Below are 23001 nucleotides of genomic sequence, written 5' to 3'. Positions count from 1 at the left end.
AGCCGAATTATATCCTCGAATAACCGTGATTTACACGCAGAGTCGTGCGCATCACGATGGATGGCGGCCCTCCCTCCCGCAGGGACAACAATGACGTTAGGGACTTCGATGACCTCTTCAGCCTCCGCGAGCGCGCAGACCTCGCAACGCCGGATCGCCTTCGCGACGATCATCGGCACCACGATCGAGTGGTACGACTTCTTCATCTACGCGACGAGCGCCGGGCTCGTCTTCGCGCAGCTCTTCTTCCAGCCGGCCGGGCACGAGATCGGGCTGCTGCTCTCCTTCGCGACGGTCGGCATCTCGTTCCTCTTCCGTCCGCTCGGCGCGTTCCTCGCCGGGCACTTCGGGGATCGTCTCGGGCGGCGGGCGATGCTCGTCCTCACGCTCGTCCTCATGGGCGCGGCGACCACCCTCGTCGGCCTGCTGCCGACCTACGCGCAGATCGGCACCGCGGCCCCGGTCCTGCTTCTGCTCCTCCGCATCCTCCAGGGCCTCAGCGCCGGCGGCGAGTGGGGCGGGGCCGTGCTCATGGCCGTCGAGCACGCTCCCGCGGACCGCCGCGGCCGCGCGGGATCCTGGCCCCAGCTCGGGGTGCCCCTCGGCTTCCTCCTCGCGTCCGGCGTGACCGCGCTCATGACCGGCGTCGTCTCCCCCGGCGCCGCATACCTGGAATGGGGTTGGCGCGTTCCGTTCCTCCTGAGCGTCGTGCTCATCGTGGTCGGATTCGTGATCCGCCGCACCGTCGAGGAGAGCCCCGTGTTCGCCGAGCTCGCCGAGCGGGGCGCGCAGCCGAGCGTGCCGATCCTCGAGGTGTTCAAGCGGCACTGGCATCTCGTGCTCCTCGCCGCGCTCGTGTTCGCCGGCAACGGCACGCTCGGCTACATGACCACCGGCGGCTTCCTCAACAGCTACGCGATCAACGTGCAGAGCCTCGACACCACGGCGGTGCTCGTCGCGGCGGCGACGGCCGCGGCCGTCTGGTTCCTCTCGACGCTCGCCGCGGGCATCCTCTCCGACCGGATCGGTCGGCGCAGCACGTTCCTCATCGGCTTCGCGCTGCAGGCGCTCGTCGTGTTCCCCGTCTTCTGGCTCGTCGACAACGGCGGACTGCCCGGGCTCTACACCGCACTCGTCCTCATCTCGATCGGACTCGGCCTCACCTACGGCCCGCTGGCCGCGTGGTACTCCGAGATCTTCCCGGCGTCGATCCGCTTCTCGGGCGTCTCGATCACCTACGCGATCGGAGCGGTCCTCGGCGGCGCCTTCGCGCCCATGATCGCGCAGATGCTCCTGGAAGCCACGGGCTCCACGACCGCCGTCTCCGGTTACCTCCTCGCGGCCTCCCTCATCGGCGGTGCCGCGACCCTCTGCCTCCGGGATCGGAGCGGGATCCCCCTCGGACCCGACCACGAGGCGGAACAGGCCGCCGGGGCCACCGTGTTCACCGCCCAGGCGGAAGCGCCCGAGCCGGCGCCCGCACGCTAGAGCGTCGCCCGTGCCACGCAGTTCAGTCACCGCGCAACCCAGTTCAGTTATCGCGCAACGCAGTCAAGGAGGAGAAATGGGAGATCACCCCACCAGGGTGGCGATCATCGGCGGCGGGATGGGCGGCCTCACCGCCGCGATCGCGCTCACCCGGATCGCCGGAGCCGACGTCACCGTGTTCGAGCAGGCGAGCCGGCTCGGCGAGGTCGGCGCGGGCGTCACGGTCGCCCCGAACGCGGCGCGCGTGCTCGATGCGCTCGGAGTCCTCGACCGGATCCGCTCGCTCGGTGCCGTACCGGACGGGCACGGCGTCTACCTGGACGCGATGGGAGGTCTCGTGACCGATGCCGCCTGGGAGGACTCCGCCAAGCGATACCAGAACATCGGCATGTACCGGCCGGACCTCATCGACGCGCTGGCATCCGAGGTCGACCCCGACCGCATCCGGCTCGGGCATCGGCTGCGGTCCGTCGAAACCCTCGAGTCCGGCGTCCGTCTCGCGTTCGAGAACGGGGTCGAGGAGGACTTCGACGCGGTGATCGGCGCCGACGGCATCCACTCGGTGGTGCGGAGGTCCGTCGACCAGCACCCCGACCCCGTCTACTCCGGCTACATCGTCTACCGCGGAGTCGTCGACGCGTCCCGCCTCCCGGAGGATTGGCCGATGATCAGCCAGGTCTGGATGGGCGATAGCCGACACTTCATGTGCTACCCCCTGCAGCAGCGCAAGCTGTTCAACTTCGTGGCAGGCATCCCGAGCGACCGGCCGCTGAACGGCCCGTGGTCCGGGCCGGCCGAGGTGAGCGAACTCGCGGCCGAGTTCGCGGGCGAGGGCTGGGACCCGCGCCTCCAGCGCTTCATCGCGGCGATCGAGCGGACCTTCTGGTGGGGCCTGTTCGACCACGAACCGCTGACGAACTGGTCGAACGGCCCGATCACGCTCCTCGGCGATGCGGCGCACACGATGCTGCCGCATCAGGGCCAGGGGGTGAACCAGGCGATCGAGGACAGCATGGCGCTGGCGACCTTCCTCGCCGCGGCCGACGGAGTGGACGGCGTCCCCGAGGCGTTCCGCCGCTACGCCGCCGTCCGCATGCAGCGCACCGCGATCCTGCAGAACGGCTCGCGCCGCGCAGGCGCCATGTTCGACGCCCAGTACGAGTTCGCGAACCTCGAGAAGCGCGACGCCGACATCCGCGTGGGGCGCGACTTCCGACGCGGCGCGGTGTTCGACTACGACGCCCAGAAAGTCGCCGAGCAGGCGCTCACCCGATTCCGGAGGATTCCCGCATGACCACCATCAGCATCATCGGCAGCGGCAAGATGGGCGCGGCGATCGCCGAGGTCGCCGCGCGCGCCGGCGCGGAGGTCCAGATCGTCAAGCGCAGCGCGTCGAGCGCTTCCGCCGCACGGCCCGGCTTCACGACCGGTGCGCTGGGCGACCGGCTCACCGGCGATCTCGTCGTGCTCGCGGTCCCCTACTCGGCCTACGCGGGCATTCTGGAGCACTATCGGGACCAGCTCGCCGAGAAGGTCGTGATCGACATCAGCAACCCCATCGACTTCAGCACGTACGACGCGCTGCTGTCTCCCGCCGATTCCTCGACCGCGGCCGAGCTGGCCCGGCAACTGCCCGATGGCGCGGCGGTCGTCAAGGCCTTCAACGTCAACCTCGGCGACACGCTCGTCAGCGGCACGAACGGCACGACCCCCACGACCGTGCTCTTCGCCGGGGACTACGCGGACGCCAAGCAGCGGGTCGCGGCCCTGATCGAGGCGGCGGGCATGCGCGCGGTCGACGTCGGACCGCTGACGCGCGCACGGGAGCTGGAGGCGATGGGCTTCCTGCAGATCATCATGGCCGCGCTCGGCAAGACCCGGTACGAGTCCGGCTTCGCGCTGCTGCCCTGAGCGGGGCGTCGGCACGACCGCCCGGACCACTCAGAGCCGGTCCCTCCCGGATCGGAGCGCACGCGGTCCGCTGCCCAGCTGACGCGCGAGCGCCGTTCGCATGGCCCGCGCCGACCCGAACCCGGCGCGGGCAGCGACCGTCTCCATATCGAGACCGTCGTATGCAGGGTCCCGCAGCAGCGCGTGCGCGGCTTCGGCCCGCACCCGACGCAGTTCCCCCGCAACGGAGATCCCGGCTTCGGCGAAGACTCCCTGCAGATGCCGCAGCGATGCGCCGGTCGACCGAGCGAGATCCGCGGGGGCGAAGGACGGATCGGCCGCCCTGCGGGCGAGCTCGGCGAGTGCTCGCTCCCGCAGGGCTGCGCGGGGCGAGGCCCGCGCCGGGTCCCGGCCGAGCCGCCCGAGCAGCACCGCCCCGGCCATCTCGACGAGGATCCGGTCGACCGCGGCGCTCTCGCCCTCGGCGATGTCCTTCTCGCTGCGCACGGCCCGCGCGACGAAGGCACGCATGGATTCCTCGATCAGCGTCAAGTGTGTCCCGAATCTGACTTCCTCGCGGAGCCGATTCGGTGCGGGCAGCAGGGCCTTCGGCATACGCACGATAAGGAAGCGGCAATCAGGACCGAGCCGCACGCGCCCCGGTAACCCGCTCGGGCCGATCATGAGCCGCCCGGACGCCGGTCTCCAGGTCCCCTCACTCAGGTACGCGAACGTTCCTCTGTCGATGAACACCAGATCCCACGTCGGCGATCCCGGCCACGGCGGCCGTCGTTCGAACTCCGTCAGCGACCCGAACACCTCGTGGAGCACGACCGCCCCGAACGTCCGCATGCGCGAGTGGATCCGCAACGCGCCGCCCACCGGGCGCGCACCGCCGCGCGCGATATCAGCCGCATCGAGGTCCGCGATGAAGCGCTCGGGCAGCCCTTCGATGTCCACCGTCCGCTCCAACGCGCGCTCGTTCACGCCCCGAGCCTACGCCTCGGAACCCCTCGGACCGCGCCGGCTCACGGCGCTACCCGTCTCCTGAGCACGAGCATCGTGCCGCCGCCGAGTCCGAGGAGCACGGCGGCGAGCGCAGCCGTGCCCGCCTCCGACGCACCGCCGGTGGTCGCGAGGGTCCGTCCCCGTCCCCCAGCGCTCGGATCCGGCGCATCGCCCGCGCCCGGCGGTACCGGCTCCGTCGGATCGGTCGGGTCGATCGGACCGACCGCGGGGGCGCGCTGGACGAGTTCGACGGTTCCGAGCACCGCATCGGGCGCGGCGATCGGCGTATCGAGGGCCGAGGCTCGCTCGAGCGGTGTCTCCGGCTCCTCCGTTTCCTGCGGAATCGAAAGCGTCAGCGTGCTGCGGCCCGCAGCGGTAGAGGAGCGTACGGTCGCGGCGTAGGTACCGGGCCCGGTCTCGGTGATCCCTCCGATAAACTGGCCGTGGTCGCTGGACCGCAGGTCGAGCTCGAGTCCGGGAACCGGGTTTCCGTTCGCATCGCTGACGTCCGCGCGGAACCGCGTGGTCGACTTGCCGTCGGCGACGATCGTGCCGGGGTCGAGACTCAGCTGTGCCGAAACCGGTGCGCCCGGAAGCAGCGTGAGCGTGAAGCTTCTGCGCACCTCCGGCGAGACGGATCGGTCGATCGCGGTGAGCTGCACCTCGCCGGCCCGCTTCGACGCGGTGATCCGGACCCGGTAGCTGCCGTCTTCGCGGTGCCGGACCTCGCCGATCCCCACTCCGGGGTCGCTCGCCTCCACCGTGATCCGTTGGCCGGGAACCCGATGGCCGAACGTGTCGAAGGCGTACAGCTCGACCCCCGTGGTGGAGCTGCCGTCCGCGACGAGCCGGTCGGGCATCATCTCACCGCCGATCTCGGTGACGGGTCCCGGTCCCTGCCGCAGGGGGGCGGTCGCCACGATCGCGGGATCCACGGAGCGATCTCGAGCGCTGATGGTCGTCAGCGCGACGCTGCTGGAGACGCGGATCTCGGCCGAGTAGGTTCCGTCGCCATGGTCGACGGTGTCGCCGATCCGCTGTCCCGAGTCGCTGCTCTCGAACACGACGTCCTCGCCCGCGATCGGATTGCCGTCGGCATCGCTGACCGTCGCGGTCGCCGCGACCGTGCTCGTCCCGTCGGCGACGACGGTGCCCGCCGAGAGCGCGAGCGCGATCCGACTGGCCGCCTGAAACGTGAACTCGAGTTCCATCGATGGCGTCGCCCCGAGCGGGCCGGTGCTCAGCGAGACGTTCGTCGCGTTCGCTGCGGCGAAGCTGGAACCTGCGCCGCCGCCGCCCCACGGGCTCCCGCCTCCACCGCCGTAGAGGCCGCCGCCACCGCCACCGCCCATGTTGTTCGTGCTGTCGTAGAACCCCGGAGCGCCGCCAGAGCCGAGGAGTCCCGGGGACCCGATCGCTCCGATGCAGGGAGCCCCCGGAGCTCCACCGCCGGTCGGCGTCCCGCCCCCGGCATCGCCCGCGCAACCGCCCGCGGTCGACCCGGCGCCCCCGGTCAGGGCTCCCGCGGATCCACCGTTCGTGCCAGCCAGGCCGGAGGTACCGCCTCCGCCGCCCGCGACGAGCACCCGGTCGGCCAGCGTGGAACCTCCGCGGCGCAGGTCCGTGGCTCCACCACCACCACCGCCGTGGACGACGGTCGATGCCTCGGACCGGGTACCGCTGGCGCCACCGTTCGCCCCTCCGGTCGATCCTTCGGCGTTCCCCCCGACCACCGCGACGAGCGTCTCCCCCGGCACCACCGGCAGTTCCGCGAACACCCGTGCGCCCGCGCCGGGCGTGGGAGACACATGCGGATAGGCTTTCGCCCCGGATCCCCCTTGAGCGACCACGCGCACCGACTGCGCTCCGGCGGGTACGACGACCGTGTGGCTTCCCGGACTCGTGAGCACGACCGGCGCGGGCTGCGCCGCCTGGGCCGGGGCCGCTGCCCCGGCCCAGGCCGTCGCCGCGGCTGCCGCCGCGAACGCGCAGGCGAGCGCACTTCCGGCTTTGGTTCCTCGCCGAGTGCGCCGATGGACGGTTGCTCTCATGTGTCTCCCCCTGCGTCACGGCACGCAGCTTCGCGGCGCGCCGAATCGATTCTTCGATCTCCAGGGTGGGGGCCCCGGGCGATCACGGCGCCGGGAAGCGTCCGGATCCAGCGCGCATCCGCCGTTCCGTGCGCGAATCGGGAGACGGGCCGTCGCACGGGGGATGTCGCAGGATTGCGACAGGGCTGCGACATCGCCGCGACCACTGCGCCCCCGTCGGTTCCTAGCGTGGGAAGCGTTCGGATCGCTCCGGACGACGCGCACCGGAACCGGTGTGCGAGTATGAATTCGAAAGGGGTCCGACATGACCGAAATCACCGCAGTACGCTCCGCGATCCTCCGATCCACCGCGGGAATAGCCGCGCTGCTCACGGTATCCGCGGGGCTCACGGGCTGCGGGATCGGCTTCACGCCGCAGTCCGACGCCGAGAAGCCCGCTCCCTCGTCCTCCCGCCCCGAGACCCCCGCGACGCCGTCGACCTCCGCGAGCGAGGGTGCGTCCGCCTCGGCGAGCGAGGGAGCCGCGAGCGCAGCCGGCAGCGCATCGGGCGCCACCGGGGCGAGCGGCTCCGATGATTCCGAGCGGATCACCCGTACGACGCTCGAACCCCTGGTCGAGAAGCACGCCAGCTGCGTCGGCGGCACGGTCGAGGTGGTCAACGTGGGCACCACGGTCGCGATCGACGGGAACTGCGCGACGGTCAAAGTGTCAGCGAACGGCGCGTCCGTACTCGCGAACGACGTCGCGAAGCTGCAGATCACGGGCACGGGTGTGACCGTGTTCACGAAGCGTCTCGACGCGCTCGACGTCTCCGGTAACGGCAACACCGTCGCCTGGGAATCCGGTTCCCCGGCCATCTCCGACACGGGCATCGGCAACGTGCTCGCCCCCGCGAGCTGAGCGCCGCTCCCGTGTCCGATCCGCGGCGCCCCCGAGTGCTCCTCGTCGACGACGAGGAGGCGATCACCTCGACGCTCGCCCCGTACCTCGAACGGGCCGGCTTCGAGGTGGTCGTCGCGGCAGACGGCGAGGAGGCGCTCGAACGCCACACCGAGAGCCGCCCCGACATCGTGGTCTCGGACGTCCTGATGCCCGGACTCGACGGCCGCGGCCTCGTCCGCCGTCTGCGGCAGAGCGAGACCTGGACCCCGGTGATCCTGCTGACACAGGTGGACGAGGCCTCCGAGCGCGCCGCCGCCCTCGACGAGGGCGCCGACGACTATCTCGGCAAGCCGTTCCTGCCGTCGGAGCTCGTCTCGCGTATCCGCGCCGTGCTGCGGCGCACCATCGGCGGGCGCCCGCTCTCGGCCGCGAACCTGCTGCTCAGCGACTCGCTCGAGCTCGATCGCTCCGGACGCCGCACCCGCGTCGACGGGCGGGCGGTCGATCTCACGCCCAAGGCCGTCGCGCTGCTCGACTACCTGATGGCGCACCCCGACGAGGTGCACACGCGCGAGCACCTGCTGTCGGCGCTCTGGGGGTTCGAGTTCGCGGTCACGACACGCGCCGTCGACCATCGCGTCGCGGAACTCCGGCGCGTGCTCGGTGACGACGCCCAGCGTCCGCGCTGGATCGAGACGGTGCCCGGCACGGGCTACCGCTTCTGCGGACGGGTGGTGCAGCGGTGAAGCGCGTTCGCATCGCATCGCTCGTCGGGATCGGTGCGCCCCTCCTGCTCGGCGGCCTCGCGGCCGGCGCGGTGGTCATGGCCCGGGTGAACGGTTCGTTGGACATGACGGCGCCGCTCGCGACCGTTCTCATCGTGACGGGTGCGCTGCTCTCCGCGGGCATCTGGGCGGGCCTCGGGGTGCGTTCGGCGCTCCGAACTCGCGAGGAGCAGGGCGTCGCGGCCGGTGCGCAGCGGGAGCGCGAGGCGCACCGGCGCTTCGTCGCACGGCTCGACCACGAGCTCAAGAATCCGGTGACCGCCATCCGTGCCGCCCTGGAACTCGACCCGGATCCGTCGCCATCGCTCGGCGTCGCGGCCGCCCAGGCCGGCCGCCTCGCGAACCTGATCGGCGAGCTGCGCTCGCTCTCAGCGCTCGAGACCTCCGCGATCGAACGGGTCCCGGTCGACCTCGCCGCCGTCGTGCGCGACGAGACCGCGGCGTTCTCCGAGGACCTCGAGGTGCGCAGCGCCCGGCGCGACATCCGCGTGCAGCTCCCGGCCGCGCCCTGGCCGCTGCCGTCCGTCGCGGGCGACGCGGACCTGCTCGCGGTCGTCGTGCGCAATCTGCTGGTCAACGCCGCGAAGTACTCGGATCCGGACGCCCGCATCGAGATCCGGGGGTCGGAGGATTCCGGTTTCGTGGTGGTCGAGGTCGCGGACACCGGCTGGGGCATTCCCGAGGTCGAGCAGGCGCACGTCTGGGACGAGCTGTGGCGCGGCGACCGCGCCCGCCGCGTCGAGGGCAGCGGGCTGGGTCTGTCGCTCGTGCGGATCGTCGCCGAGCGGCACGGCGGCGACGTCGCCGTGCGCTCGCGCGAGGGATCGGGCACGAGCGTGCGCGTCAGGATCCCGACCGCCTAGTCCTCGGCGCGCCGAATCAGTGCTGGGGCCGCGCACACGGATGCGCGACGGCCAGGGGGAACGCGCCAGCGTTCACCCGCCGACGCGAACCGGCGCCCACGGCGCCGAATCAATGCTGGATCCGCGCACGCGGATGCGACATCAGGTAGTGCTCCCGCAGGGTGTCGGCGGTGACCTGGGTGTAGATCTGGGTGGTGGTGACGGAGGCGTGCCCGAGCAGTTCCTGCACGGTGCGCACGTCGGCCCCACCGGCGAGGAGGTGGGTGGCGAAGGAGTGCCGCAGCGAGTGCGGCGAGACTTCGATGTCGAGCTCGGCGCGCTCGGCGGCGGCACGGATCACCAGCCAGGCGCTCTGGCGTGAGAGCCGTGCCCCGCGCGGCCCGACGAACAGTGCGGGCGTGCCGCGTCCTCGTTCGACCATCGAGGGGCGGGCCCGCACCAGGTATGCGGCGAGCGCTCGGCCGGCGTACCGGCCGTAGGGCACGATCCGCTGCTTCGATCCTTTGCCGGTGACGCGGATGAAGCCGCCGTCTCCGAGCGCCGCGACGGGGTCGGTCCAGGCGTCGCGGCCGTCGCCGGTTCCGGCGAGGAGGTCGTCGAGGTCGAGGGAGGTGGCCTCGCTGACGCGCGCGCCGCTCGCGTACAGCAGTTCGAGCAGGGCGCGATCGCGAAGCGCGACGGGGTCGTCGCCCGCGGTCGCGGCGAGCAGCGCTTCGACCTGCTCGATCGACAGCGCTTTGGGCAGCCGCTTCGTCGGTTTCGGTGCGCGAAGCGCTCCCCCGGCGTTCTGGTCGAGGGCGCCCTCTTCGAAGAGGAAGCGGTGCAGTCCCCGCACGACCGACATGCGCCGGGTGATGGAGCTCGGGGCGAGGCGCTGGGGGTGCTCGGGTGACGCAGCGGGGGTTCCGGCGGCTGCGGTTGCGCCGTCTTCGTCGGTTCCGCCGGGCCGGGCCGTCGCGCCGCCGAGCTCGGCGACGTACGCCGAGAGCGTTTCGGGGGTCACTCGAGCGAGGTCGTCGATGCGCTGGGATTCGAGCCAGGCGGTGTAGGCGTCGAGGTCGCGCCGGTAGGCGGCACGGGTGTGCTCCGCGAGTCCGCGTTCGATCGCGATGTGGCGCAGGAACCGTTCGACGCCCGTCTGCGGGGGCAGCGCCCCGCTCATGCCTTCGAGCGGTCGCCGCGCACGAGATCCCGGCGCGTCCAGGGGCTCTCGGCCGGTCGCAGCGAACTCCATCCGCGGGCGCGGGCCGCGGCCGCGGCCAGCACGGCGTTCGTGGTCAGCGCGTTCTGCACGCGCCCGTCGAGCACGGCATCGATCACTGTGTCGAGCGGCTCCCAGCGCCGAATCATGTCGGCTTCCTCGTCGGTGCGCACGTAATCGTGCTCGACCGGGGCGAGGCCGCGGGCGAGGAAGATGCGGATCGCCTCACTGTTGCCGCCGGGAGTGGTGCAGACGTCGAGCAGCAGGTCCCAGCGGGCCGCCTCGAGATCGGCCTCCTCGACGAGCTCGCGCTGCGCGCCCGCGAGACCGGATTCCCCGGCGACGTCCATGAGGCCGGCCGGGATCTCCCAGTCGCGGTGCGCGATGGGGTGCCGATACTGCCGGATGAGCAGCACGCGCTCCTGCTCGTCGAGCGCGAGGACCGCGACGGCTCCCGGATGGTCGACGTAGTCCCGTTCGAGCACGGAACCGCCGTAGGCGAAGCGGTCCCGGCGCACGTCCCAGACATGACCCCGCGTCAGCAGTTCGCTGGTTTCGACTCCGACGTCGGCGGCGTAGGCGTCGGCGAGGGGTTCGGCGGCGTGCCCTGCCGGCACGCCGCCGAATGCCTCGCTCGAGCGGTCGCTAGTCACGACCCTCGACATCGAACAGGCGGGCGGCATCGCGGCGCGCGATCGCGGCCTCGGCGAGTCCGGCGAACAGCGGGTGCGGGGTGCCCGGGCGCGAACGCAGCTCGGGGTGCGCCTGGGTGGCGATGTAGAACGGGTGCACGTCGCGCGGCAGCTCGACGTACTCGACGAGCTCGCCGTCGGGGCTGGTGCCCGAGAACGACAGGCCGGCCGCACCGATCTGATCGCGGTAGCGGTTGTTCACCTCGTAGCGGTGACGGTGGCGCTCGCTGGCGCTCGATGCGCCGTAGAGCTCGGCCGCGAGCGAGCCCTCGGAGAAGGCTGCTTCGTAGAGCCCGAGGCGCATGGTGCCGCCCAGGTCGCCGCCGTCGATGATCTCGACCTGCTCGGCCATCGTCGCGATGACCGGGGTCGGGGTCTCGGGGTCGAACTCGGTCGACGAGGCGCCCTCGAGCCCGGCGACGTTGCGCGCGTACTCGATGACCATGCACTGCATGCCGAGGCAGAGACCGAGCGTGGGGATGGCGTTCTCGCGGGCGAAGCGCAGCGCGCCGAGCTTGCCCTCGATGCCGCGCACGCCGAAGCCGCCCGGCACGCAGATCGCGTCGACCTCGCCGAGCTGCTCGAGCGCCCCCTCGGGCGTCTCGCAGGAGTCGGACGGCACCCAGCGGATGTTGACCTTGGTCGAGTGCGCGAAGCCGCCGGCGCGCAGCGCCTCGGTGACCGAGAGGTAGGCGTCGGGCAGGTCGATGTACTTGCCGACGAGCGCGATGGTGACCTCGCCCTTCGGGTGGTGCACCGCGTCGAGCACCGGCTGCCAGCCGGTCCAGTCGACCTCGTCGGCGCGCTCGTCGAGGCCGAGGTGCTCGATGATGGTGCGGTCGAGGCCCTGGTCGTTGAGGAGGCGGGGCAGGTCGTAGATGCTCGGCACGTCGATGGCGTTGACCACCGCGTCCTCATCGACGTCACACATCAGCGCGATCTTGCGCAGGTTGTCGTCGGTGACCGGGCGGTCGCTGCGCAGCACGAGCGCGTCGGGCTGGATGCCGATCGAGCGGAGCGCGGCGACGGAGTGCTGGGTCGGCTTGGTCTTCTGCTCGCCCGAAGCGCCCATGAACGGGACCAGCGAGACGTGCACGAAGAAGACGTTCTTGCGGCCGAGCTCGTGGCGCACCTGACGCGCCGACTCGAGGAACGGCTGCGACTCGATGTCGCCGACGGTGCCGCCCACCTCGGTGATGATCACGTCGGGACGCGGATCCTCTTCGGCCTGCAGCCGCATCCGGCGCTTGATCTCGTTGGTGATGTGCGGGATCACCTGGACCGTGTCGCCGAGGTACTCGCCGCGGCGCTCCTTGGCGATGACGGTCGAGTAGATCTGACCGGTCGTGACGTTGGCCGCCTGCGACAGGTTGATGCCCAGGAACCGCTCGTAGTGCCCGATGTCGAGGTCCGTCTCAGCGCCGTCATCGGTGACGAAGACCTCGCCGTGCTGGAACGGGTTCATCGTGCCCGGATCGACGTTGAGGTACGGATCCAGCTTCTGCATGACCACATGGAGTCCGCGAGCCGTGAGCAGATTGCCCAGGCTGGCGGCGGTGAGGCCCTTGCCCAGCGAGGAGACCACACCTCCAGTGACAAAGATGTGTTTGGTCGTATCCGTCGCGCTTCGCTCTGCTCCCACGGGCTTCGATCCTATCACTGTTGGGGCTCTCGCCGCCGGTCATTCGTTCGAGATGGGCCGCGGACCCCCGCGATCCCAATCAGGGCGCGGGACGCGCCGACGGGTCAGTGCAGCTCCTGGCGCGGCACCCAGACCTGCTTGACGATCATCAGCACCATCGCGGTGACCGGGATCGAGATGAGCGCGCCGAGCAGGCCGAGCAGCGTGCCGCCCGCGAGCGCGCCGATGACCACCAGGGAGCCCGGCACCGACACGACGCGGTTCATGATGCGCGGCGTGAGGAGGTAGGCCTCGATCTGCATGTAGATCAGGTAGTAGATCGCGGCGGCGAGCGCCGCCCCCGGCGAGTTGAACAGCGCTACCGCGGCGACGAGCACCGTCGCCATGAGGGAGCCGACGAGCGGGATCAGCGCGAGGAAGAAGACGCCGACAGCGACGAGACCCGCGAACGGCACCCCGACGATCGTCATCATGATGAAACCGAGCACGGCGTTGATGAGCGCGAGGATCACCATGCCGTTGACGTAGCCGCCGACGGACTTCGTGACCTGCTCGGTGATGTCCATGACCTTGGCGCGGCCGGAACGCGGGACGAGCGTGTAGAAGCCGCGCTTGATCGCCTGCAGCGAGGCGAGGAAGTAGAGGCTGAGGATGAGGACGATGATCGCCGCGGTGAGACCGTTCGCGATGCCCATGCCGGCTTGCCAGACGCCGCCGACGACCTGGGCCCAGTTCTCGGGTTTGCCGACGAAGTCCTGCCCGGTCTTGAGCAGCGCGTCGAAGTCGACGAACTGCTTGAAGCGGTCCTTCAGATCGTGGAACCAGGGCTCGCTCGAGATACCGACGAAGTAGCTCGGCGCGCTGCGGACGAGCTGCGCGATCTGGTTCGAGAGCATCGGCACGACGATCGCGATGACCCCGCCCACGGCGAGCATGAACGTGCCGAACACGATGCCGATGCCGAGCGGCCGCTTGATGCCCTTGCGCTCGAGCCAGCGCACGACGGGGTCGAGGCCGAGCGCGATGAACAGGGCGCCGACGACGTACATGATGATGGTGGTCAGCTCGCTGACCATGGCTCCGACCAGCAGCGCAGCGAGCACGCCGAGGGTGATGACGAAGCCGAGCTGGAACGGGGCGCGCACCACGAACTCTCGGGTCCGCTTCTCCCGCGCCTCTTGTTCGCGCGTCTCGATCGCCGCGTTGCGCGCGTCGCGGTACATCTTGCGGGTCTCGGCGTCCATCTGCTCGATGTCGGCGTGCACCACCTGCGGGTGCGAGTCGAGCAGGTGCGCGCGCTCGGCCGCTTCGCTCGCGCTGGTGGTCGCGCTCCGGCGCTCCGCGGGTCGGCTGCGCCGCCAGGGCATCTTGCTCATGCAGGGAGCGTAGCAGTCGGCACCGACGTCGGAACGGCTACGCCTCGCGGCCGAGCTGCAGGAGCTCGGCGGCGTGCTCGAGGGCGCTCGAGGAGTCCGAGAGCCCCGAGAGCAGGCGCGCCATCTCGCCGAGCCGTTCGTCGCCGTCGAGGCGACGGCAGCTGCTCTCGGTGAACCCGCCGGAGGAGTCCTTCACGACCTGGAGGTGGTTGTTCGCGAACGCGGCGACCTGCGCCAGGTGGGTCACCACGATCACCTGCGAGGTGCGGGCGAGCCTGGCGAGCCGTCGCCCGATCTCGATGGCGGCCGCACCACCGACGCCGGCGTCGACCTCGTCGAACACGAAGGTCGGCACGGGATCGGTGGCGGCGACCACGACCTCGAGCGCGAGCATGATGCGCGAGAGCTCTCCGCCGGAGGCGCCCTTCGCGAGCGGTCGGGGTTCGGCGCCGGGATGCGAGCGGAGCAGGAACGTCACCTCGTCGGCACCCGACCCTCCGAGCTCGCCCGCTTCGACGAGAGCCGCGAACTCCGCGTCGGGCAGCGCCAGGTGCCGGAGCTCGGCCGAAACGCGTTCGCCGAGCTCGACCGCAGCCGCGCGGCGCAGCTCCGAGAGCCGGTCCGCCGCGGCGCGCTCCTCCGAGAGGAGCACCGCGAGCCTCGCGTCCAGTTCGTCGACCCGCTCGTCGTCGCCGTCGAGCTCGGCGAGCCGCAGCGCACCGGTCTCGGCAATCTCGAGCACCTCGGCGAGCCCACCGCCGAAGCGACGGATCACGCCGTTCAACGCCGACAGCCGTTCGTTCGCCTGCTCGAGCTCGCCCGGCCCGTCCTCGTCGAGGTCGCTCAGGTATCCGCCGAGATCCCGGGTCGCATCGGCGAGCTGGAACCCGATGGCGCGCAGCCCTTCGAGCACGGCGGCCAGCCGCTCGTCGTGCGCGGCCACGCGTTCGAGCTCCTGCTGGGCCTCGGTGATGAGGCCCGTCGCATCGCGATCGTAGGGATCGTCGCCGTCGCCCGCCAGTGCGCGCGCCGCCGCGATGCTGGCCGCACGCAGCGCTTCGAGGTTGCTGAGCCGCTCGATGCGGACGCGCAGTTCTTCGTCCTCGCCGAGTTGCGGATCGAGCGCGGCGATCTCGTCCAGGTCCTCGCGCAGACGCACGGCTTCGGCGGCCCGGGCGTCGTGCGCGGCGCGCAGCTCCGACAGCTCGGCGGATCGCGCGGCACGCTCCTCGTGCAGCTTCCGGTAGGCGGCGAGCGCTTCGGCGACCTCGGCCCCGCCGAAGCGGTCGAGGGTCTCGCGCTGCGCCGTCCGGCTGCGCAGGCGGAGCTGCTCGGACTGGCCGTGCACGGCGAAGAGCCGATCGGCGAGACGCCCGAGCGCACCGACCGGAGCCGCGGCTCCCCCGACGCTGGCGCGGCTGCGCCCCTCGGAGCTGACCGTTCGCGTGAGGGCGAGCTCGCCTTCCTCGACGTCACCGCCGACTTCCTCGACGAGCTCGATCACGTCGGTATCGACCGTGCGCACCAGGCCGCTCACCCGCGCCTGATTCGCGCCGGATCGGACCGCGCCCGCGTCGCTGCGCCCGCCCATGAGCAGGCCCAGGGCGCTCACGACCATCGTCTTGCCCGCGCCGGTCTCGCCGGTGATCGCGGTGAATCCCGGACCGAGCGCGAGCGTCGCGTCGCCGATCACCCCGAGGTCGCGGATCCTGAGCTCCTCGATCACGCTTCGCCTCCGCTGCGCCCGCGCCAGCCCGTGACCGGCAGGTTGAACTTGTTGACCAGGCGGTCGGTGAAGACGGCCTCGTCGAGCCGTGCGAGGCGCACGGGCCGCACCGACCGCCGTACCTCGACGACGGACCCCGACGGCAGCTCCGAGCGGCGCCGACCGTCGCACCAGAGCACGCCCTCGCCGACGCTCTGCGGCAGGATCTCGACCGTGAGGACGGAGTCGGGGCCGACGACGAGCGGTCGGTTGAAAAGTGCGTGCGCCGCGATCGGCACCAGGAGCATGGCCTGCACGCCGGGCCAGACGACCGGTCCGCCCGCGGAGAACGCGTACGCGGTGGATCCCGTGGGCGTGGCGAGCACGACGCCGTCGCACCCGAAGGAGGAGAGCGGGAGGCCGTCGACGCCGACGGCGACCTCGAGCATGCGCTGGCGCTTCTCGACGCTGGCCTCGTTGACCGCCCAGGTCTCGGCGATGACCGCCCCGTCGAGCGTGGCGCGGACCTCCAGCGTCACCCGCTCCTCGACCGTGTAGTCCCCCGCGAGGACCTGCTCGACGGTGGAGGCGAGGTCGTGGCGCTCCATCTCTGCGAGGAACCCGACGTGGCCCAGATTGACGCCCACGATCGGGCAGTCGGACTCGCGCACCAGTTCGGCCGCGCGCAGGATCGTGCCGTCGCCCCCGAGCACGATGGCGATCTCGAGCGCCGACACCTCGGCGTCGACCCCCAGCTCCGCCGTGCGGTCGAGCGGCAGGTGGGGCGCGAACTCGATGCGATCCGCGGGGGCCATCACCGGGGTCACCCCGGCGGCGCGCAGCGCGGACACCACGTCGATCGTCGCTTCGATGGCTTCGCGCTTCGCAGTGTGCGAGACCACGAGCATGCGGCGCTCGGCCGCGTCGGCTCGGCTCATTTCGCCTCCTGTCGGGGGTTCCCGGTGCGCTCCGGTCAGTCGTCGGATTCCGGGACGAGCTCGGCGATCCGTGCTTCCCATTCTGTCGGATCCGCGTCTCCGCCGCGCGAGAGATGCACGAGGAATTCCCGGTTTCCGTGCGACCCGGCGATCGGCGAGGGTTCGAGACCCTGCACCGCGAAGCCGTTCTCGGCCGCCGATCCCAGAACCGTGCGGATCGCCTCGGCGCGCAGCGCCGGATCCACCACGATCCCCTCGCGGATCCCGGTGCGGCCGACCTCGAACTGCGGCTTGATCAGCAGGATCAGCTCCGCGCGCGGCGCTGCGACCCGCGCGATCGCCGGCAGGATCAGGGTGAGCGAGATGAACGAGAGGTCCGCGACCACGAGCGTCGGCGCCTCGACGACGCCCGTGTCCGCTGCGAGCCCCTCGGCGGTGAGCTCTCGGGCGTTGCAGCCCTCCACCACGCGCACGCGAGGATCCTCGCGCAGTTCGGCCACGAGCTGGTCGTGCCCGACGTCGACGGCGAGCACTTCGCGAGCCCCCCGTTCGAGCAGCACCTGCGTGAAGCCGCCCGTCGACGCGCCGAGGTCGAGGGCGAGGCGTCCCGCGGTCTCGACGCCGAATCCGTCGAGACCGGCGATGAGCTTGTGCGCGCCGCGGCTGACGTACCGGTCGTTCCCGGAGACCGCGATCGTCGATCCGACGCCGACGCGCGCGCCGGCCTTCGTCGCGACGCGCCCATCGACCCGCACGTCCCCGGAGGCGATCAGCTCGGCCGCACGACTGCGGGAGCGGACCAGGCCGAGTTCGGGGAGCACCCGATCGAGACGTTCGAGGGCCCCCTGCCAGACCGCGCTGCTCACGTCGCGCTCAGGCACCGGCGCCCTCGTGGTCGCTGCGCTGCAGTTCGGCGAGCAGCTCCTCGGCGATCAGGTCGAAGCCGGCCGCGCGCTCCGCGAGCGGCTGCGCCTCGACGAGCGCCGCGCGATCGAGCAGACCGTCGTCACCCGCGCTCGCGAGTTCCGGGACCGGCTCGGGGTTCTCCTCGGGACTCATGCACCAAGCGTACCGCTGCCCCGAGTTGATACCCTTCGAGGCATGTCCGTCTCCACGCTCTCGGCCAGCAACCAGAACTATCTCAAGGCGATCTGGAGCCTGCAGGAGTGGTCGGACGCCCCGGTGACTCCGTCGACCCTCGCGGCGAAGGCCGGTGTCAAGCTCTCGAGCGCGTCCGACGCGGTCCGCCGATTGGCCGACCTCGGGCTGATCGACCACGCGCGATACGGCTCCATCTCGCTCACCGGCGAGGGCCGCGAGCTCGCGCTCGCCATGGTCCGCCGGCACCGGCTGATCGAGACCTTCCTGGTGCAGGTGCTCGGCTACCGCTGGGACCAGGTCCACGACGAGGCCGAAGCCCTCGAGCACGCGGTCTCCGATTTCCTCGTCGACCGCATCGACGTCCATCTCGGGCACCCCTCCCGCGACCCGCACGGGGACCCGATCCCCGCGGCCGACGGCACGCTCGAGCTACCCGACGCCGTGCTGCTCAGCACGCTCACCGCCGGGAGCCGGGCGCGCATCGAGCGGATCTCCGACGAGGATCCGGCGCTCCTGCAGTTCTTCGCGGATCACGGCATCGGCATCGGCACCGAGATCGAGCTGCGCGCCGGGGCCCCGTTCTCCGGCGCCGTCGAAGTGGCGATCGCGGGCGCCGCCGAGTCGTTCCCGCTTGGACAGGTCGCTCTCGACTCCGTCTGGGCCACCGTGCTCATCGACTAGAGCGGTCACCTCGGAGCCCCGCGAACACGCCGTTCGCGGGGTTTTTCGTCGCGCCCAAGAATCAAACTACGTTGCAACGTAGTTTGATCTCGCGTATGGTCGTAGCACCCGGCGAGCAGCGCCGGCCGTCAACCGATCCGGAGGTTCCCGCAGTGACCACGACCGCCCGCCCCGAACGAGGCCTGCTCCGATTGCTCGGACCCGCGTTCGTCGCCGCCATCGCCTACGTCGATCCCGGCAATGTCGCGGCCAATCTGACCGCGGGCGCCAAGTACGGCTACCTCCTCATCTGGGTCCTCGTGGTCGCGAACGCCATGGCGGTCGTCGTCCAGTACCTGTCGGCGAAGCTCGGCCTCGTCACCGGTAAGAGCCTCGCCGAGCTGCTCGGCGAACGCATGCCGAAGGCCGGCCGGGTGCTGTACTGGCTGCAGGCCGAGGTCGTGGTGATCGCGACCGACCTCGCCGAGGTCGTCGGCGGTGCGCTCGCGCTCAAGATCCTGTTCGACACCCCGCTGCTCGTGGGCGGCATCATCGTCGGGATCGTGTCGCTCGCGATCCTCGCGATCCAGGGTCGCGGCCAGCGCCGCTTCGAACTGGTGATCCTCGCCCTGCTCACCATCATCACCGTCGGATTCGTCGCGGGGCTGTTCTTCAGCCCGCTCGACTGGGGCGGGGTCGCAGGCGGCATGGTCCCCCGTTTCCAGGGCCCCGAGACGGTGCTGCTCGCCGCGAGCATGCTGGGCGCCACCGTCATGCCCCACGCCATCTACGTGCATTCCACGCTCTCCCGCGATCGCCACGGCACCTCCGAGAACCCGAGCGTCGTGCGCCGGCTCCTCCGCGCCACCCGCTGGGACGTCGCACTCGCGCTCGTCGTCGCCGGCGGCGTCAATATCGCCATGCTGCTGCTCGCCGCGTCCGCGCTCCCCGGCGTCGACGGCACCGACACCATCGACGGCGCAGCGGCCGCGATCAGCGCCCACCTCGGCCCCGCCATCGGCGTAATCTTCGGCATCGGCCTGCTCGCTTCCGGCCTCGCATCGACCTCGGTCGGCGCCTACGCGGGCGCCGACATCATGGCCGGACTCATCAACATCCGGGTTCCGCTGCTGCTGCGCCGCGCTGTGACGCTCATCCCAGCGCTGCTGGTGCTCGGCCTGAACATCGACCCGACGCTCTCGCTCATCGTGAGCCAGGTGGTCCTCTCGCTTGGCATCCCGTTCGCCCTGATCCCGCTCGTCTGGCTCACGAGCCGCAAGTCCGACATGGGCGGCTTCGCCAACCGCGTTCCCCTGCAGCTGGTGGCGATCCTCATCACCGTCGCGATCGTCGCGCTCAACGTGCTGCTCGTCGTACTCACCGCGACCGGGCAGGCCTAGCCCGGCACTGCCCCGAAACGCAGCGAGGCCCGGTGGGGTCGATCCTCGGATCGACCCCACCGGGCCTCGTGGTGCCGGTTCGCAGCGCCGGCGACGGCGGTTCCGTCGGCGCGGTCAGCGCCAGTGGTCGGCGTACAGGATCTCGGGCACCTTCAGCCCGTAAATCGCGAGCCCGGAGGCCCAGATCGCCGTGCAGCCGGCGCGCAGCAGGTTCAGCGGATCGGTGCCCTCGGAGACGACCTCGGCGACGTGCGCGCTCATGCGCACCTTCGCGTCGCCGACGACGACGGTGCCGTCTTTCAGCGTGCGGGTCTCGGGGTACGGATCGAACATCTCGTCGAGGCTCGCCACGATGAAATCGGGCCGCATGTTCTGAGTCGCCGCGACCAGCTGCTTGGGACGATCCACACCGGTGAGCACGTGCAACGAGGGGATCCCCGCGGCCTGCGCTCCGGCCATGTCGGTGTCGAGCCGGTCGCCGATCATCAGCGCGTTGCGCGTCCCGAATCGCTCGAACGCGGTCTCGAAGATCGGCGTCTCGGGCTTGCCCGCGAACACCGGGAGGCGCTGGACCGCGGTGTGCACGGCCGAGACGAGGGTGCCGTTGCCGGGCGCGAGTCCGCGGGCGACGGGGATCGTCCAGTCGGTGTTCGTCGCGATCCACGGGATCGGTTCGCGACCGGGTTCCTCGGCGAGCGCGAATCCGGCTTCGGCGAGGTGCTCCCAGCCGACGTGCGGCGCGAAGCCCTGGATCACGGCGTCGGGACGGTCATCGGCGCTGCGCGTCATCTCGAAGCCGGCGCGCTCGAGCTCTCGCTCGATGCCTTCGCCGCCGACCACGAGCACTCGCGCACCGGGCGCGACGGTGCGCTGCAGCAGCGCGACGGCGGCCTGCGGGGAGGTCACGATCTCGCGAGCCGAGGCGTTCAGGCCGAGGCGCTGCAGGTGCTCCGCCACGGCCTCGTCGGTGCGTGCGGCGTTGTTGGTGATGTAGCCGAGCGGGACCTGTGCGGCACCGCGGTTCAGCGCTTCGACCGCCCCGGGGATCGCGCCCTCGCCACGGTAGACCACGCCGTCGAGGTCGGCGAGCAGCAGCTCGCGTCCCTCGATCGGAGCGGGACCCGTGGCCGCCGCGCGCCGCCCGAAGAGGCTCACGGCTTCGGCTCCGCCTCGGGCTGCTCGGCGGAGGCCTCGGTTTCGGCCTCGGGAGCGTCGGTCTCGGCCGCGGGGGCCTCATCCTGAACCTCTTCCGGAGCGTCCGTCTCGGAAGCTTCTGCGGAAGCCTCTGCTTCGAGAGCTGCCTCGTCAGCGTCCGCGTCGTCGGCGTCGGCGTCGGCGTCGGGCTCCGCGTAGTCGTGCTCGAACACCTCGAAGACCTCGAGTTCGTCTCGGGAACCGAAGTGGTCGTCGAGTGCACCCGCTGCGCGTTCGGCGTTGGCCCACCACTTGGCGGCCTCCGCTTCACGGCCGAGGTCCTCGAGCACGGTCGCGTAGGCGCCGAACAGGTCGGGACTCCAGGAGTAGGCCCGCTTCGGGTCGAGTTCGGGGATCTCGAGCTCGAAGAGAGCCTGCTGGGTCTGCCCGAGATCGAGGCGCGCGCCCGACATCGCGATTGCGACGTGCACGCGCTGCTCCATGTCGAGCTCGGCGTCCTTGGCCTCGAGGCCGGTCTCGAGCGCCTTCTGCGGACGGCCGAGGCCGCGCTCGCAGTCGATCATGAGCGCGAGGTGCGCGTCGGATCCGGTGAGGCGCCGGTAGGTGCGGAGTTCGCGCAGCGCCAGAGCGAAGTCGCCGTTGCGGTAGGCCGTGATCGCGAGGGTCTCGCGGGTCACGGGGATCCTGCCGGCGCGGCGGCTGGCCGAGAGCGCGTGCTCGTGGGCGAGCGCGGGATCGGTGTCGATCAGGAGCGCCACCATGGCGAGGTGCCGTGCGACGCGCTCCTGCAGCTCGACTTGGAGGGTCTTGAGCTCGTTGCGCGCGGCGGGGTGGAGGTCGTTCGGACGGATGTCGTCCGGAATGATGGGGTCCTCGTGCTCGGCGCGGACGGGACGCAGCGAGTGCTGCAGCCGCTCGGCCTCGGTGAACTCGCGCTCCGCACCGCCGCGGTCGCTGCGGCCGCCACCGCGGGTGCCGCCGCGTCCGCGAGCGTTGTCGAAGCGGTCGTTCGATCCACGGTCGTCGCGCCGGGGGCGGTCTCCGCGGAACGGGCGGTCGCCCTGCGAACGGTCATCGCGACGGGGACGGTCGCCGAAGTCACGGCGGGGACGGTCGTCACGGAAGGAGCGCTCCCCCTGCCCGCGGTCGTCGCGGCGCGGGCGGTCACCGGTGGGACGGTCATCGCGGCGCGAGCGGTCGTCGCGGAACGGGCGATCCCCCTGCGAACGATCATCCCGGCGCGGACGCTCGCTGTACGAGCGGTCATCGCGACGCGGACGGTCGCCGAAGTCACGGCGGGGACGCTCGTCACGGAAGGAGCGCTCCCCCTGCGCACGGTCATCGCGGCGCGGACGATCACCGTACGAGCGGTCGTCCCGGCGGGGACGATCGTCACGGAACGAACGATCCCCCTGTGCACGGTCATCGCGGCGCGGACGATCACCGTACGAGCGGTCGTCCCGGCGGGGACGATCGCCGAAGTCGCGACGCGGACGATCATCGCGGAACGGGCGGTCGCCCTGCGGACGATCATCACGCCGAGGACGGTTGCCCTGGAATCGGTCATTGCTGCGGAACGGGCGGTCACCCTGCGGACGATCGTCGCGGCGGGGCCGGCGTTCGTCGTCACGGAAGGGCTTGCGCGCGGCGCCGTCGTAGCGGGGGCGATCGCCGCGGTCTCCGCGGTCGTCTCGCCCGTGGCGGTCCTGGCGCGGTGCGGGTCGGTCGCCGAAGCGGTCGCCGCTGCGGCCTCCGCCCTGCGGGCCGTCGCCTCGCTTGGGGCCGCGGTTGCCACCGCGGTTGTCTGAGGAGGAGCCGCGCGAGCCGAAGTCGCGGGACCCGAAGTCGCGCCGGCCGTTGCGGTCGCCGCGGTTGCCCCGGTCTCCGTCGTTTCGACGGTCGCCGCGGTCGTTGTTGCGGTCGTTGCTCATGTGGCCTCCTCGTGCCTGCGCGTGCCATCCACGCGCCAATAATAGAAAAGGCCGCCCAGAAGGTGGCACCATCGCTGGTGTCTCCTTCTGAACGGCCTCCTCATGAAAAGGGGTCCGGCGGTGTCCTACTCTCCCACACCCTCCCGAGTGCAGTACCATCGGCGCAGTCAGCCTTAGCTTCCGGGTTCGGAATGTAACCGGGCGTTTCCCTGACGCTATAACCGCCGTAACT

General features: G+C 71.2%; 21 protein-coding genes and 1 rRNA gene. 9 read left to right on the top strand and 13 right to left on the bottom strand.

Features of this window, described 5'->3' with window-relative positions:
- Positions 1-108 precede the first annotated feature (108 nt).
- From BMH31_RS02815 to BMH31_RS02805, 3 genes are all read left to right on the top strand, one after another.
- Positions 109-1488, top strand: coding sequence for an MFS transporter (locus tag BMH31_RS02815; RefSeq protein WP_099722815.1), 1380 nt, complete (start codon positions 109-111; stop codon positions 1486-1488).
- A 76-nt stretch (positions 1489-1564) separates the two neighbouring features.
- Entirely contained in the window at positions 1565-2782 is a 1218-nt protein-coding gene (locus tag BMH31_RS02810) for an FAD-dependent monooxygenase (protein WP_099722814.1), read from the top strand.
- Complete coding sequence (locus tag BMH31_RS02805; RefSeq protein ID WP_099747351.1) at positions 2779-3399, top strand: NAD(P)-binding domain-containing protein; 621 nt, start codon at positions 2779-2781, stop codon at positions 3397-3399. Before BMH31_RS02810 ends, BMH31_RS02805 begins: the two co-directional genes overlap by 4 nt.
- A 30-nt stretch (positions 3400-3429) precedes the next feature.
- On the opposite strand, the gene BMH31_RS02800 is transcribed toward BMH31_RS02805, so the two are convergent.
- Complete coding sequence (locus BMH31_RS02800) at positions 3430-4365, bottom strand: helix-turn-helix domain-containing protein (RefSeq protein ID WP_099722812.1); 936 nt, start codon at positions 4363-4365, stop codon at positions 3430-3432.
- A gap of 41 nt (positions 4366-4406) precedes the next feature.
- Positions 4407-6437, bottom strand: coding sequence for an Ig-like domain-containing protein (locus BMH31_RS15815; protein ID WP_099722811.1), 2031 nt, complete (start codon positions 6435-6437; stop codon positions 4407-4409).
- A gap of 304 nt (positions 6438-6741) precedes the next feature.
- On the opposite strand from BMH31_RS15815, the gene BMH31_RS02790 reads away from it, so the two are divergent.
- The 3 genes from BMH31_RS02790 to BMH31_RS02780 are packed head-to-tail and all read left to right on the top strand — an operon-like array spanning position 6742 to position 8968.
- Positions 6742-7338 carry a DUF3060 domain-containing protein gene (locus BMH31_RS02790; RefSeq protein ID WP_099722810.1) on the top strand — a complete coding sequence of 199 codons (597 nt, stop codon included), beginning with the start codon at positions 6742-6744 and terminating at the stop codon, positions 7336-7338.
- 11 nt (positions 7339-7349) lie between these two features.
- Positions 7350-8066, top strand: coding sequence for a response regulator transcription factor (locus BMH31_RS02785; RefSeq protein WP_099722809.1), 717 nt, complete (start codon positions 7350-7352; stop codon positions 8064-8066).
- Positions 8063-8968 carry a HAMP domain-containing sensor histidine kinase gene (locus tag BMH31_RS02780; protein WP_099722808.1) on the top strand — a complete coding sequence of 302 codons (906 nt, stop codon included), beginning with the start codon at positions 8063-8065 and terminating at the stop codon, positions 8966-8968. The genes BMH31_RS02785 and BMH31_RS02780 overlap by 4 nt, the downstream gene beginning before the upstream one ends.
- A gap of 109 nt (positions 8969-9077) precedes the next feature.
- Here the strand turns inward: BMH31_RS02780 and BMH31_RS02775 are convergent, their stop codons facing one another.
- From BMH31_RS02775 to BMH31_RS02740, 8 genes are all read right to left on the bottom strand, one after another.
- A complete protein-coding gene (locus tag BMH31_RS02775; protein ID WP_099722807.1) occupies positions 9078-10130 on the bottom strand; it encodes a site-specific tyrosine recombinase XerD in 1053 nt (350 codons plus the stop codon).
- Positions 10127-10822, bottom strand: coding sequence for an NUDIX hydrolase (locus BMH31_RS02770; protein ID WP_241898104.1), 696 nt, complete (start codon positions 10820-10822; stop codon positions 10127-10129). Before BMH31_RS02770 ends, BMH31_RS02775 begins: the two co-directional genes overlap by 4 nt.
- A complete protein-coding gene (locus BMH31_RS02765; RefSeq protein WP_099722806.1) occupies positions 10815-12503 on the bottom strand; it encodes a CTP synthase in 1689 nt (562 codons plus the stop codon). The genes BMH31_RS02770 and BMH31_RS02765 overlap by 8 nt, the downstream gene beginning before the upstream one ends.
- Before the next feature lie 104 nt (positions 12504-12607).
- Entirely contained in the window at positions 12608-13879 is a 1272-nt protein-coding gene (locus BMH31_RS02760) for an AI-2E family transporter (protein WP_241898103.1), read from the bottom strand.
- 37 nt (positions 13880-13916) lie between these two features.
- The gene (recN, locus tag BMH31_RS02755; RefSeq protein WP_099722805.1) at positions 13917-15605 is read right to left on the bottom strand and encodes a DNA repair protein RecN; all 1689 of its coding nucleotides are present in this window, start codon (positions 15603-15605) and stop codon (positions 13917-13919) included.
- Complete coding sequence (locus tag BMH31_RS02750; protein ID WP_099722804.1) at positions 15602-16522, bottom strand: NAD kinase; 921 nt, start codon at positions 16520-16522, stop codon at positions 15602-15604. The genes recN and BMH31_RS02750 overlap by 4 nt, the downstream gene beginning before the upstream one ends.
- A 35-nt stretch (positions 16523-16557) precedes the next feature.
- Positions 16558-17388 carry a TlyA family RNA methyltransferase gene (locus BMH31_RS02745; protein ID WP_099722830.1) on the bottom strand — a complete coding sequence of 277 codons (831 nt, stop codon included), beginning with the start codon at positions 17386-17388 and terminating at the stop codon, positions 16558-16560.
- Between the two features lie 7 nt (positions 17389-17395).
- Entirely contained in the window at positions 17396-17581 is a 186-nt protein-coding gene (locus BMH31_RS02740) for a hypothetical protein (protein ID WP_099722803.1), read from the bottom strand.
- 42 nt (positions 17582-17623) lie between these two features.
- Between BMH31_RS02740 and BMH31_RS02735 the strand changes: the two genes are divergently transcribed.
- On the top strand, positions 17624-18304 hold the full coding sequence (locus BMH31_RS02735) for a metal-dependent transcriptional regulator (protein ID WP_099722802.1): 681 nt from the start codon (positions 17624-17626) through the stop codon (positions 18302-18304).
- A gap of 152 nt (positions 18305-18456) precedes the next feature.
- Entirely contained in the window at positions 18457-19683 is a 1227-nt protein-coding gene (locus BMH31_RS02730) for an Nramp family divalent metal transporter (RefSeq protein WP_241898102.1), read from the top strand.
- A 114-nt stretch (positions 19684-19797) separates the two neighbouring features.
- Here BMH31_RS02730 and BMH31_RS02725 read toward each other — a convergent pair whose 3' ends face one another.
- Both BMH31_RS02725 and BMH31_RS02720 read right to left on the bottom strand, forming a co-directional pair.
- On the bottom strand, positions 19798-20838 hold the full coding sequence (locus BMH31_RS02725) for an HAD-IIA family hydrolase (protein WP_099722800.1): 1041 nt from the start codon (positions 20836-20838) through the stop codon (positions 19798-19800).
- Positions 20835-21599 (bottom strand): hypothetical protein, encoded by a 765-nt coding sequence (locus tag BMH31_RS02720; protein WP_099722799.1) that lies wholly within the window; start codon positions 21597-21599, stop codon positions 20835-20837. The genes BMH31_RS02725 and BMH31_RS02720 overlap by 4 nt, the downstream gene beginning before the upstream one ends.
- Positions 21600-21713: 114 nt before the next feature.
- On the opposite strand from BMH31_RS02720, the gene BMH31_RS02715 reads away from it, so the two are divergent.
- Positions 21714-22646, top strand: a complete 933-nt coding sequence (locus tag BMH31_RS02715; RefSeq protein WP_099722798.1) for a hypothetical protein — start codon at positions 21714-21716, stop codon at positions 22644-22646.
- 235 nt (positions 22647-22881) lie between these two features.
- On the opposite strand, the gene rrf is transcribed toward BMH31_RS02715, so the two are convergent.
- Positions 22882-22998 (bottom strand): 5S ribosomal RNA (rrf, locus tag BMH31_RS02710).
- Between the last annotated feature and the right edge of the window lie 3 nt (positions 22999-23001).

Origin of the sequence: Leucobacter sp. OLIS6, assembly GCF_002752355.1 — a bacterium.
Taxonomy (GTDB): Bacteria; Actinomycetota; Actinomycetes; order Actinomycetales; family Microbacteriaceae; genus Leucobacter.
Note: the sequence above shows the minus strand (reverse complement) of the source record. Positions and strands in the feature narration are given on the sequence as shown.